At 69.1% G+C, this 12,040-nt stretch carries 16 protein-coding genes; 6 read left to right on the top strand and 10 right to left on the bottom strand.

Features of this window, described 5'->3' with window-relative positions; genetic code table 11:
• Nucleotides 1-141: 141 nt before the first annotated feature.
• Nucleotides 142-2,244, top strand: coding sequence for a catalase (locus K883_RS02900; RefSeq protein ID WP_008259503.1), 2,103 nt, complete (start codon nt 142-144; stop codon nt 2,242-2,244).
• A gap of 72 nt (nt 2,245-2,316) precedes the next feature.
• Nucleotides 2,317-2,574 (top strand): DUF7218 family protein, encoded by a 258-nt coding sequence (locus K883_RS02905; protein WP_008259505.1) that lies wholly within the window; start codon nt 2,317-2,319, stop codon nt 2,572-2,574.
• Here K883_RS02905 and K883_RS02910 read toward each other — a convergent pair.
• Entirely contained in the window at nt 2,568-3,146 is a 579-nt protein-coding gene (locus K883_RS02910) for a nucleotidyltransferase family protein (protein ID WP_008259507.1), read from the bottom strand. The genes K883_RS02905 and K883_RS02910 overlap by 7 nt on opposite strands.
• Nucleotides 3,147-3,349: 203 nt before the next feature.
• On the opposite strand from K883_RS02910, the gene K883_RS02915 reads away from it, so the two are divergent.
• From K883_RS02915 to K883_RS02925, 3 genes are all read left to right on the top strand, one after another.
• The gene (locus K883_RS02915; RefSeq protein ID WP_008259509.1) at nt 3,350-4,303 is read left to right on the top strand and encodes an acyl-CoA dehydrogenase family protein; all 954 of its coding nucleotides are present in this window, start codon (nt 3,350-3,352) and stop codon (nt 4,301-4,303) included.
• Nucleotides 4,300-5,082, top strand: coding sequence for a PIG-L deacetylase family protein (locus K883_RS02920; protein WP_008259510.1), 783 nt, complete (start codon nt 4,300-4,302; stop codon nt 5,080-5,082). Before K883_RS02915 ends, K883_RS02920 begins: the two co-directional genes overlap by 4 nt.
• 69 nt (nt 5,083-5,151) lie before the next feature.
• The gene (locus K883_RS02925; RefSeq protein WP_008259511.1) at nt 5,152-5,916 is read left to right on the top strand and encodes an endonuclease/exonuclease/phosphatase family protein; all 765 of its coding nucleotides are present in this window, start codon (nt 5,152-5,154) and stop codon (nt 5,914-5,916) included.
• 10 nt (nt 5,917-5,926) lie between these two features.
• Here the strand turns inward: K883_RS02925 and K883_RS02930 are convergent, their stop codons facing one another.
• Nucleotides 5,927-6,214: a DUF3349 domain-containing protein gene (locus K883_RS02930; protein WP_008259512.1), complete on the bottom strand. Its 288-nt coding sequence runs from the start codon at nt 6,212-6,214 to the stop codon at nt 5,927-5,929.
• 108 nt (nt 6,215-6,322) lie between these two features.
• Nucleotides 6,323-6,559: a microaggregate-binding protein 1 gene (locus K883_RS02935; RefSeq protein WP_008259513.1), complete on the bottom strand. Its 237-nt coding sequence runs from the start codon at nt 6,557-6,559 to the stop codon at nt 6,323-6,325.
• Nucleotides 6,560-6,738: 179 nt separating this feature from the next.
• Here K883_RS02935 and K883_RS02940 point away from each other — a divergent pair, with 179 nt between their 5' ends.
• On the top strand, nt 6,739-7,542 hold the full coding sequence (locus K883_RS02940; protein WP_008259514.1) for an SDR family oxidoreductase: 804 nt from the start codon (nt 6,739-6,741) through the stop codon (nt 7,540-7,542).
• Nucleotides 7,543-7,544: 2 nt separating this feature from the next.
• Here the strand turns inward: K883_RS02940 and K883_RS02945 are convergent, their stop codons facing one another.
• Genes K883_RS02945 through K883_RS02975 form a run of 7 tightly spaced genes read right to left on the bottom strand, consistent with a single transcriptional unit; the run spans nt 7,545 to nt 12,015 of the window.
• A complete protein-coding gene (locus tag K883_RS02945) occupies nt 7,545-9,287 on the bottom strand; it encodes a complex I subunit 5 family protein (protein ID WP_008259515.1) in 1,743 nt (580 codons plus the stop codon).
• A gap of 4 nt (nt 9,288-9,291) precedes the next feature.
• Complete coding sequence (locus K883_RS02950) at nt 9,292-9,660, bottom strand: Na+/H+ antiporter subunit C (protein ID WP_008259516.1); 369 nt, start codon at nt 9,658-9,660, stop codon at nt 9,292-9,294.
• Entirely contained in the window at nt 9,657-10,601 is a 945-nt protein-coding gene (locus tag K883_RS02955) for an MnhB domain-containing protein (protein WP_008259517.1), read from the bottom strand. Before K883_RS02955 ends, K883_RS02950 begins: the two co-directional genes overlap by 4 nt.
• Nucleotides 10,579-10,878: a Na(+)/H(+) antiporter subunit B gene (locus K883_RS02960; protein ID WP_008259518.1), complete on the bottom strand. Its 300-nt coding sequence runs from the start codon at nt 10,876-10,878 to the stop codon at nt 10,579-10,581. Before K883_RS02960 ends, K883_RS02955 begins: the two co-directional genes overlap by 23 nt.
• Nucleotides 10,875-11,222, bottom strand: coding sequence for a monovalent cation/H(+) antiporter subunit G (gene mnhG / locus K883_RS02965; protein WP_008259519.1), 348 nt, complete (start codon nt 11,220-11,222; stop codon nt 10,875-10,877). The genes K883_RS02960 and mnhG overlap by 4 nt, the downstream gene beginning before the upstream one ends.
• The gene (locus K883_RS02970; protein ID WP_008259523.1) at nt 11,219-11,479 is read right to left on the bottom strand and encodes an MrpF/PhaF family protein; all 261 of its coding nucleotides are present in this window, start codon (nt 11,477-11,479) and stop codon (nt 11,219-11,221) included. Before K883_RS02970 ends, mnhG begins: the two co-directional genes overlap by 4 nt.
• Nucleotides 11,476-12,015: a Na+/H+ antiporter subunit E gene (locus K883_RS02975; protein WP_008259526.1), complete on the bottom strand. Its 540-nt coding sequence runs from the start codon at nt 12,013-12,015 to the stop codon at nt 11,476-11,478. Before K883_RS02975 ends, K883_RS02970 begins: the two co-directional genes overlap by 4 nt.
• Nucleotides 12,016-12,040: the final 25 nt, after the last annotated feature.

Genomic DNA, 12,040 nt, shown 5'->3' on the forward strand with positions numbered 1-12,040 from the left:
TCGATGGTAGGCAACCGTCGACGCGATGGACAGGGCCGGATTCGGGCCGTTTTACACCGGTTTCGCTGTGGTACCCCACACCGTTGAGCGGCCCATCACAGCAAATCAGTCCCGATTCCACATCAGGCAGAGAGGGAGGCCATGGCCACCGACCAGAATCCCAAGCAGCGCGACCTGGAATCCGCACGGTTCCGCCGCGACACGGGATACCTGACGACCCAGCAGGGCGTGCGCGTCGACCACACCGACGATTCGCTGTCGGTCGGTGAGCGGGGACCGACGCTGCTGGAGGACTTTCACGCCCGCGAGAAGATCACCCACTTCGACCACGAGCGCATCCCGGAGCGCGTGGTGCACGCGCGGGGTGCCGGCGCCTACGGCTATTTCGAACCGTACGACGACTCGTTGGCGCAGTACACCGCGGCGAGATTCTTGACCACTCCAGGTTTGCAGACCCCGGTGTTCGTGCGATTCTCCACGGTGGCCGGCTCGCGGGGTTCGGCCGACACCGTGCGCGACGTGCGCGGCTTCGCCACCAAGTTCTACACCGAACAAGGCAATTACGACCTGGTGGGCAACAACTTCCCGGTGTTCTTCATCCAGGACGGCATCAAATTCCCCGATTTCGTGCACGCGGTGAAACCGGAGCCGCACAACGAGATTCCGCAGGCACAGTCGGCCCACGACACGCTCTGGGACTTCGTGGCGCTGCAGCCCGAGACGCTGCACACCATCATGTGGCTGATGTCGGACCGGGCATTGCCCCGTAGCTACCGGATGATGCAGGGCTTCGGCGTGCACACCTTCCGGTTGGTAAACGACCGCGGCGAGGGCACTTTCGTGAAATTCCACTGGAAACCGCGGCTCGGCGTGCACTCACTGATCTGGGACGAATGCCAAAAGATTGCCGGCAAGGACCCCGATTACAACCGCCGCGACCTGTGGGAGGCCATCGAGTCGGGCCAGTACCCGGAGTGGGAGCTCGGCGTCCAGCTCGTGCCCGAGGAGGACGAGTTCAGCTTCGATTTCGACCTTCTCGACGCGACGAAAATCATTCCCGAGGAACAGGTTCCGGTGCGCCCGGTGGGCAAGATGGTGTTGAACCGCAACCCGGACAACTTCTTCGCCGAGACCGAGCAGGTCGCGTTCCACACGGCGAACGTGGTGCCCGGCATCGACTTCACCAACGATCCACTGTTGCAGTTCCGCAACTTCTCTTACCTGGACACCCAACTGATCCGGCTGGGCGGCCCCAACTTCGCCCAGCTGCCGATCAACCGGCCGGTGGCCGAGGTCCGGACCAACCAGCACGACGGCTACGGGCAGCACGCGATTCCGCAGGGCCGCTCCAGCTACTACAAGAACACCATCGGCGGCGGCTGCCCAGCGCTGGCCGACGAGAACGTGTTCCGGCACTACACCCAGCGCCTCGACGGGCAGACTATGCGTAAGCGGGCCGAGTCCTTCGAGAATCACTACAGCCAGGCGCGGATGTTCTGGATGAGCATGACGCGCGTGGAGGCCGAACACATCGTCGCGGCGTTCGCTTTCGAGCTCGGCAAGGTGGAGATGCCCGAGATCCGTTCGGCGGTGGTGGCACAGCTCGCGCGGGTCGACGGCGAATTGGCCGCCCAGGTGGCCGCGAAGCTGGGGCTTCCCGCGCCGCCCGAGGAGCAGGTCGACACGGTGACCGCCTCACCGGCGCTGTCACAGGTCACCGACGCCGGCGACACCATCGAATCGCGCAAGGTCGCCGTGCTGGCCGCCAACGGCGTCGATGTGGTGGGGACACAGCGCTTTATCGAGCTGATGGGACAGCTCGGGGCGGTGGTCGAGGTGTTGGCGCCGGTGGCCGGCGGCACGCTCGAGGGCGGATCCGGAGGCGAACTTCCCGTCGACCGGTCCTTCACGACGATGGCCTCGGTGCTCTACGACGCGGTCGTGGTGGCGTGCGGGCCGCGGTCGATCGCGACGCTGTCCGACGACGGGTATGCGGTGCACTTCGTGACCGAGGCCTACAAGCATCTCAAGCCCATCGGGGCGTACGGCGCCGGCGTCGACCTGTTGCGCACCGCCGGCATCACCAACCGCCTCGCCGAGGACACCGACGTGCTCAACGACCAGTCCGTCATCACCACCAAGGCCGCCGCCGACGAGTTGCCCGATCGCTTCGTCGAGGAATTCGCCGGCGCGCTCGCCCAACACCGTTGCTGGCAACGGCGCACCGACCCGGTTCCGGCCTAGCGCCGGTGTTTTCCTCGCGGCCGGGGCGGGCATAACTGAAAAGGTGTCTCATCGTGGACAGGAGGATGGATCATGCCGCGTTCGTCGATCAAGAACGAGAAGCTGTACCAGGATCTGCGCAAGAAGGGTGACTCCAAGGAGAAGGCCGCGCGGATTTCGAATGCGGCCGCCGGCCGGGGCAAGTCCTCGGTGGGTCGCAAGGGCGGCAAGTCCGGGTCTTACCAGGACTGGACCGTTCCGGAACTTAAGAAGCGGGCCAAAGAGCTTGGTATGTCAGGTTATTCGAGCCTGACCAAGGACAAGCTCGTGGCCAAGCTGCGTAATCACTGACGCGACAGGCCGAGCCGGTCGGCCAGCACCAAGAAGGCGACCGCGTAATCGTTTTCGGCGGTCTCCGCCTCGATGCGCTGCCAGTCCAGGCGTTCACGCACCGCGCGCACGGCCGGCAACAGCCGGGCGAAGTCGCAGTGATGCTCCCCCAGTGAGCGCAACTGCTGGACGAGCACCATGGTCGGGGGCAGCACCGGCATGCCGATTGCCAGGACCTCCTGCTGTTCGGCCTGATCCAGCGTCGCGGCATCGACGGGCACGCCGTTGATGCGATGCAGGACGTCGACGAGCGTGTCGCCGGTGCGGGCCTTGAACAACCAGTCCTCCGGGGGACGTTCGATGGCGAACCCCGCATTGGTCAGGGTGGCCACCGCCGTCTCCACGTCGGCCTCGGCCACCACGAGGTCCACGTCGTGGCTGGGTTCCGGTGCGCCGTAAGCCCATAACGCATAGCTGCCCGCCAGGGCGAAGCGCGGCCCATGTTCCTTGAGGGCCGAGGCGGCGCCTCTCAGCGCCTCTCGCAACCGCGAGGCGCAGCTGGTTGCGTCGGCATGTGCGTCGAGGGGTTCCATGGTGCATTAGGTGATACCCCGCGGGCCGGACCGGCAACCTGACGACGGACGATCGTAAGGCCGTTTAACTTGCGCGGAACGGGGAAATCGTCCGTTATGTCAACCGCGGTGCCACGCTCATACGATGCTGCGGCCGTCGTGATTTCGGCCCCCTCCCCCGACCCCCTCAGGCGAGGGGGAACGCTCCCGGTGGGCGGCCCGGCGTGACGGCGGGGCTGGTCGAGCACTGGCTCGAGTCCGGACGGCTCGAGCTTCCCCTGCCTGCGTCGGGACGCACGGCCGAACGCTGGCAGCGGCTGGCGCGGCTGGCCGAGGACAACATCGTCGCGGCCAGGATCGCCGAGTCGCACGTGGATGCGGTCGCGATCCTGCACGAGTTGGGCGGCAAGCCCCCCGACCCCGGTCAGCTGTGGGGCGTGTGGGCCGCCGAAGCGCCGGACACGGCGTTGACGGCAACCGACACCGACGGCGCGTTCACCCTGAACGGCACCAAGGTCTGGTGCGCGGGCGCCGGGTTCTGCACGCATGCGCTGGTGACGGCGCGGCTCGAGGACGGGACCCAAGGCCTATTCGCGGTGACCGTGACCGACCCCGCCGTCAAGGCCCTGCCCAGCACCTGGTGGAACGCGGGGATGGCCGGCAGCGACACCAGGCCGGTCCAGTTCACCAACGCCCAGGCCGTCGCCGTGGGTGACCCCGGGGCCTACCTGAATCGACCGGGCTTCTGGCACGGCGCAATCGGTGTCGCCGCCTGTTGGCTCGGCGGTGCACGCAGGGTCGCCGACCCGCTATACCGCTGCGCCGCAAGCCGATCCGCCGACGCGTACTCGCTGGCGCACCTGGGCGCGGTGGACGCCGCGCTCGCCGCCAGTGACGCAATGCTGGCCGAGGCCGCGGCGCAGGTCGACACGGATCCGTTCGACCGATCCGGAACCGCGCAACTGCTGGCCCGCCGCGTCCGCACGGTCGTGGAACACGCTGTCGACGAAGCGATTACGCGCACCGGCCGGGCCCTGGGCCCCGGCCCGCTGTGCCAGGACGGACGGCACGCTCAACGGGTCGCCGACCTGAGCATCTACATCCGACAGAGCCATGCGGAGCGGGACCTGGCCGAACTCGGGCAGCTGGCGGGCAGACAGGCGATGAGGGCGCCGTGAAAACCGCGCCGGCGGGCAACTGCGCGTTCGCGGCCGATCCGCTGACCCACGGCGGCACACCGGTGCCGTTGTGGCTGGCTGCTTTCGCCGAAAGTCCCCTGCCGACACTGGATCTGGCGGAGTGCCGGCGGCTGATCGTCGTAGCCCCGCATCCCGACGACGAAACCCTCGGCCTGGGCGCGATGGCCACGCAGCTGACCGCGCTGGGGGTTGACGTTCAGGTGGTCTCGGTCAGCGACGGCGGCGCTGCCCAGCCCGGCGTGTCGGTCACGGACCGACTTCGTATGGCAACCATCCGCAGATACGAATTGGGCCGGGCGGCCAGCCTTTTGAATGTCCCCAGCCCGATCTCGCTGGGTTTTCCCGACGGTGAGCTGACCGATCACGAGGACACGCTGGCCGACACGCTGGCGGAGATCCTCGAGGGTGGCGGCCCGGCGACCTGGTGTGCGGCGACGTGGCGGGGGGACGGGCATCCCGATCACGAAGCCGCCGGGCGCGCTGCCTCCGCGGCGTGCGCCCGCACCGGCACGACGCTGCTGGAATATCCGGTGCTGATGTGGCATTGGGCGCGCGTCGCCGATCCTGCCGTGCCGTGGGATCGGGCCTATTCGGTGCCGTCACCGAGTTGGGCGATGGGTCGCAAACGCCGCGCGGCGCAATGCTATCGGAGCCAACTCGAGCCCGCCGGCGGGGAATCCTCGCCCACCTTGCCGGGTTTCGTGCTTGCGCGGCTGCTCGCGGTGGGCGCCGCGATGGGGGAACTCGTATTCCGGTGACCCCCGCGCCGACCCGCGACGAAATGCCGCGGTGAGTGCCCAGGCGGCAAAGTGGGTAGGTGAAAACCTATGCGCGTGGCGACCTTCAACATCCTGCATGGCCGCACGGTCGGGGACGGTGTCGACGTTGCGCGCCTGCGCGATTGCGTGCGCCGTCTCGATCCGGACGTGCTCAGCCTGCAGGAGGTCGACTGCGATCAGCCACGTTCCGAGCGGGCCGACCTGACCGCCGCGGCGGCCGAGGCCATGGGCGCTGTCGAGCACCGTTTCGTGGCGGCGATTTCCGGTACCCCGGGCGCGACCTGGATGGCCGCCACCGGCCGGGAACAACCCGGGACAGCCGCGTACGGAATCGCCCTGCTGTCCCGATACCCCGTGGCCAGTTGGCAGGTGTTGCGACTGCCCCGCATCCCGATGCGGTTTCCGATGTACCTGCCCGGCCCCAACCGGGTGATGATTGTCGACGAGGAGCCGCGGGCGGCGGTCATCGCGCAGCTGCGCACCCCGATGGGCGGGCTGACGGTGGCCAACACGCATTTGTCCTTCGTTCCGGGCTGGAACAGGCGCCAGCTGCTGCGGGTGATTCATGACCTGCGCGGCTTCCCCGGTCCACGGCTGCTGACCGGCGACCTGAACATGACGCCGAAAACCGTTGGCCGCTGGTCGGGTATGCGGGCGTTGGCCACCGCCGAAACGTTTCCCGCCGATAACCCCAACCGCCAGCTCGATCACATCTTGACCGACGATCCCCGGCTGCGCGGCGGAGCGGTCGACGCCAGCCCCATGCCGATTTCCGATCACCGACCGCTGGTGGTCGACCTGCAGCGAGTCTGAGCCCGCGGCGTCAGCACGGGCGATCGCCGGCCGATTTCATGGCACCCAGGACGCGCTCGATGTCGTACGTCGACGGCGCCTCGCCGGTGACCCTGATGATCTCCACTCCGACGTCGGCGCTGTCGACCGGGCGATGCTGGGGCGCAACAAGTTTGCGGGCGATGGCCATGACCTCGTCGTCGGCCACCCGTCGCGGCAACAACGCCAGTAGCGGCGCGTATCCGGTGGCCGGCGCGAGCGGCGGGCAGCCCGCACGCAGAAACGCGACAACCCTGGACACCCGAGCTTGAAGGTTCATGGTCCACCTCGCTCATCCACCGCCCGCCCGCTCCAGCGGGACACGGCAGGGATAACCAGGCGGGGCGGATTGAAACCGGGGCCCGGACCGGACCCTCGAGCAAGCGGCTTACTGGTTTTTCTTCTGGCGCTCTTCGGCCGCGTCCGCGCCGGCCCGCGCCGACTCGGCTTCGGCTTCCTTCTTGCCCGCGTCGCGTTGGGCGTCGGCTTTGTCTTGCTGAGCCCGGCCCTCGTCGGCAAGGTCGTCACGGCCGAGCACGGCCCCGCCGACCTCCTTGGCCTTGCCCTTCACGCCCTCGACGGCGCCCTGCACCGCTTCCTGCGGCCCGCTCTTCTGATCCCCCATGGGTCGACCTCCCTCTCGGTGGTGAGTGACTTGCGCTCGATGGCACCTAGGGCGTTCCCGCCGCGCGCCTCGCCAAACGCCCCGCCGTCGCATCCCACGCCCCACGTATTCCAGCGCCGATCGGTCGGTTTGAACGGGGTTTTACCGGGTAGTAGTACTAGCCGGCGGCGCGAAGGGGGGTGAAGGCGGTGACCACCATCGCCGTGATAGGGGCCACCGGCACGGCCGGGTCCCGCGTTGTCGCCCGGCTGAGGTCGCGCGACGTCGCGGTGGTCGAGATCTCACGCGAGCAGGGCGTCGATGTGTTCAGCGGGTTGGACCTGTGCGAGGCGCTCCAGGGGGTCGACGTGGCGATCGACGTGTCCGATCCGGTGCCGCCCGAGCCGTCCGACATCGGTGAATCTCTGGCCACCGCCTCGCACAACATCGTGGGCGCCTGTGCCATCCAGGAGGTGCATCGCCTGGTGGTGCCGACGATCGCGGGCATCGACGACCCGGAATTGGACGGCATCCCCTACTACGAAGGCAAACGGGCGGCGAAGAACATCGTGCTCGACGGCCCGGTGCCGACCACGATCGTGAAGTCCACCCAGTGGTATGAATGCGCCACCCACTGCGATGCGGTGAGCTGCGACGGCGACGAGGTGATCGTCGAGGACTGGCTGATTCAGCCGATCGCCGCCGACACCGTTGCCGACGTCCTCGTCGAGGCGGCGCTGGGACAGTCGCACACCCCGCGCACCATCACCGGCCCACATCCCATCCGCCTGCCCGAGCTGACATCGAAACTGCTTGCCCAGCAAGGCGATGGCCGGCAGGTGCGGACCGTGCGGCCCGCGGTGGCCGCGCTCGCCAACGGGGCGCTGTTGGCGTCCGGGCACGCGGTGGTCGTCGGTCCCGACGTCGACACGTGGCTGCGGACCTTGGCGCCGAGCACCGACGGCCACCACGCGGCCGACGGCGAAAAACCCGGCGGGAACTGAGCTCACAGCAGCAGCGCACAACTGACGACGATCATCCCGACGGTGACGAACGCGGCGTAGTCGTTGATGCTCCCGGTGTGGACGCGCCGCAGCCACCCCAGCGATCGCGCAACGCCGTCGCGCCGCAGCGCCAGCACCAGCAGCACCACACCGAGGATCAGCTCGATGGCGATGGTTCCCAACGTCTTCGGTTCGACATAGCCAAATCCCACGCCCGGGTCCGGCAGCGTGACCGCCGACCCCAAAGCGCCCGCCGCATATCCCGCCGGGTCGAGCAGCCCGGCAGTGGCGGGGCCGGCGACGTGCGCGACGAACGGGCCGGCCAGCACGCCGAAGCCCAGGCAGCACGCGCTCAACATGATCAGGCTGGCCTTCATGCCCGGCCGGATCGGCTCCAAATGGGAGTAGGCCCGGTTCCGGCGGCGGTAGAAGCCCAGGTATGCGGCGCGCCCCAGGGCGGCGACGGTCAGGACCTGCGCCAGCAGCGCACCGCCCAGCACGGCTGGCTGGTCCGACAAACCCTTGTGTATCAAGCCAAGTGAGGCATAGCCGTTCAGCGGCGGCAGGCCGGCGATCGACAACACCCCGACCGTGAAGGCCGCGGTCAGCAGCGGACGCCGACGCGCCAGCCCGCCCATCTCGGAGAGTCTGGTCAGCCCGGTGGCGTGCACCACCGCGCCGGCGCACAGGAATAGCAGCGCCTTGAACAGTCCGTGGTTGACCAGGTGATAGACCGCACCCGCGACGCCGTCCGCGGTCCTGCTCGCGAATCCCGTTGTCAGGACTCCGGTTTGGGCGACGGTGTCCCAGGCCAGCAATCGCTTGAGGTCGTCTTGCAGCAATGCCATCGCCGCGCCGACCAGCGCCGAGGCCAGGCCGAGTCCGGTCAGCAGGGCCGGCAGCGACGGCAGGTTCACGAAGACCTGCAGCCTGAGGCGGGCCAGCGCCACCACCCCGAGGTCGACCATCAGCGCCGAGAACAGCGCCGACACTGCTCCCGGGACGGGGGTGTGAGTGTCGGGCAGCCAGGCGTGGAAAGGCACCAGGCCGGCCTTGGTCGCGAAGCCCGCCACCAGAAACGCGACCGCGAGCAGCGTCGCCCTGGTGGCACCGGCGGCGACGGCGCCGTGCAGTTGCCCGAAGTTCAGCGCCCCGGTCGCCGAGTAGAGCATCGCGCTGCCGATGAAAACCGAGAAGCCGGCGATGCTGGTGAGGACCAGGTTTTTGAAGGCGGCCTCCACCGCGATGGGGCGTTCCAGAAAGAAACCGGTCAGGCCGTAGCTGGCCAGCGCGGCCACCTCGAACCAGACGAACAGATTGACCGTGTCGGCGGTGAGCGCGGCCCCGATCAGCGCGGCCAACAGCAGCTGCACCAGGCAGGCCAGGCCACCCAGCTCTCGGCGGCCGAGGTCGCCGAGTTCGGAAAGCGCGCTGACCACCAACACGACGCCCACCCCGGCGGCCAGCGTGGCGAAGGTGAGCCCGAAAGGGTCTGCCACCAAGGCGATTCCGAGCGACGCGCCCCGCACCGGGTGTTCGTTGGACAGGAAGTGCGTCAACAGATGACCGGTACCGGCGAACACGCGCGCGGCGACGCCCAGCAGCACCGCCAGCGATGCGCTCAACGCGGTCACCGCCACCCACAGCGGCGCCCGCCGCGCCCGCCGGGCGGCCAGCGGAGCCAGCACCGCGCCGATCAGCGGGAGCACCACTGGCAACGGGAGCAGCTGCGCGGGCGTCGGCACCGGCTCAGCCCCGCAGCTCGGTCAGGTCCGCCGCGTCGACGCTGCGGTAGTGCTGGGCCACCCGGACCACCACCGTCAAGAACACCGCGGTGATGGCCACCCCGATGACCACCGCGGTGATGCAGAAGTTCTGCAGCACCGGATCGGCCACGTTCCCGGCAACCAGGTCTTTTTGAGTGCGCCCGCCCGGCAGCCCGGCGAGCACCGGCGCGGTCGAGTCGTTGCGATAGGCCATCGACACCAAGAGCAGATAGGTCGAGGACTCCATCAGTGACAGGCCGAGGACGATTTTGACCAGGTTGCGGCGCGACGTCACCGCGAACAAACCGAGGCAGAACAACACCCCGGCGGCGACGTAGTTGGCGACGATCATGATTCGTCCTCGTCGGGTGTCCAGTCATGTCCCATGCCCAGCAACGCGAACACCGCGATCGTGATGCCGGTGGCCACCTCCACCAACTCGGCGGCCGAGATCACCTGCAGCGTGCCACCGGCGCGGATCGTCTGTTGGGGCGCCAGCGGAAGCCAATTGGCCAGGAATGAACCGGTCAGCCACATGCCCGCCAGGCCGACCGCGACAATGGCTGCGGCACCGGCCATTTCGGCGACCTCCAGCGTCGCCGGGCGCACCGCGGCGCGCACCGCGCGGTGCCCGAGCGCCGTATAGAGCAGGACGACGCAGCCCGCCAGCACCACCCCGGCGGGAAAACCGCCGCCGGGCGTGTAGCCCCACGCGGCCAGGTAGACCCCGGCGACCGCCAGGATGACCGCGGCGACGCGCGCGCCCACTCGCACCACGACCGTCATCGCGACCGCGCGCTCCGGGGCGGGCGCGCCCAGCACGTCGTCGTCGGCGTGCTCGGGGGCGGGCTCCGGCTCGTCCTGGCGCTCTTGGTCTTCCGCCGCACGCGCCTGTGACTCCCGCGGGTCGGGGCCTTCGTCGGGGTCGGCCTTCTCCTGCTCGGCGCGCCCGGCGCTGGCTTCGCCGACGAACTCCGACCGCGGTTCGCGGCCCCGCGAGAGCAGCAGCACCGCGACGACGGCGGCCAGCAACAGGAACGTCTCGCCGAACGTGTCGAATGCCCGGCTGCCGTAGACCACTTCGCTGACCGCCTCGGTGGTCCCCCACCGCGGCAGAGCGATCGCCATCGCGTGCCTTGCAATGTCCGGCAACGCGTTTGAACCGTCGGGCAAGGCCGTGAGGCCGACGGCCACCACGGCGGCGAAACCGCCGACCAGCAGCCCGCCCAGCCACACGCGGTGCCACCCGGCCTCGCGCGGGGATCGTCGATCAGTCACCGCGGGCACCACCATCGTCGAGGGCCTCGCCCAGCTCACCCCGGTCGAAAACGTCGGTGCGAATCTTCCCGATGGCGATCAAGTACAGGACCGGCTGGGCGATCGCGCCGACCGCGACCGTGGCGAGCGCGACGTCCGGCGCGGCCATGACCACGAACAGCGCGCCCAGCACGGTGCCCATTGCCGACAGGGCCATCACCGAACCGGTGATGCTGCGCTGGAACACCACCAGCACCGCGCAGGCGATGACCAGCGCCAGGCACAGATAGTCGACCGCCCACAGCGATGTCACCGGCCCGCTCCGGGCCCCTCGGGCTGGTCGATGACCGCGCCGTGCCACATCGGCACCCCGGTCTTGTACGCCGCCCGCGCCAACGCGTGCGCGGCGATCGGATTGACCAGCAGGAGCAACACGGCGACCAGCAGCGCCCTCGAGCCGTACTCGGTGAAAGGCCCTTTGGCCACCGCCAGACCGGCCAACAGCGGTAACGCGCCGGCGGTGATTGTCTTGGAGGAACACTGGATTCGCGTGTAGACGTCGGGCATGCGCAGGATGCCGATCGCCCCGCTCAGCGAAAAGAACACTCCCACAACGCATAAGACGACCACTAGCGCCTCGGTGACGACGGAGCTCACAGCAGACCCCGCTCCAGGTACCGCGCCCACACCAGCGCGCCGAGGTAACTGAACGAGGCCAGCCACAGCGCCACGTCCAGATAAATCGCGCGGTCGGCCACGGCGGCGTAGAACAACACCACCAGCGCGCACTGCGTGGAGATGGTGTTCAGCGCGACCACGCGATCCGACACCGACGGCCCCCGCGCCAGCCGAATCAGCAGCAGGCACGCCACCAGCAGTTGCGCGATGCAGACCCCCGAAAGCACGCCGCTCATCCGCTTCTCCCGCCCCGAGCCCGGGCCACCGCGATCACTCGGCTCTCCAGTGGCCCGTTCACCGATTCCCGCGCCGGGCCGCGCGGCACGGCCATCGCGTGATACTGCAACAGGTGCCGGCCGCGGTCGAGGTCGACGAACTGGTTGTCCACGACCAGGGACGTCAGCAGGCCCGTCGCGGCGAGTTCCCCGTCGGAGCGCGCCTGGGTCGGCACGATGATCATGCCCGAGCGCAGCGGCCGCGACGGCGACAAGATGCGGCGCGACAGCGACAGGTTGGCGGCCACGATGCGCGCCGCACAGGCGGCCGCGAGCGCCACCAGCGCGGCGAGGCGGCGCGGCGCCAACGCCGACCACGGCCCGGCGACCGGGCCCAGCGGAGCGAAAGCGAACCCGCACCCCACCGCGACCACCAGGCCGACCAGCAGGTTTTCCACCGTCGGGGTCCAGGTCAGCAGGATCCACACCGCGAAAGCCCACGCCGTCAGCGCCACTACCCGCTGCGCACGCGCCGCAATGCCCACCCCGATGCCCACCTTTCGCCCTCGTATCGCGGGGACG

The organism is Mycobacterium sp. TKK-01-0059, assembly GCF_000709305.1.
GTDB classification, from domain to species: domain Bacteria; phylum Actinomycetota; class Actinomycetes; order Mycobacteriales; family Mycobacteriaceae; genus Mycobacterium; species Mycobacterium intracellulare.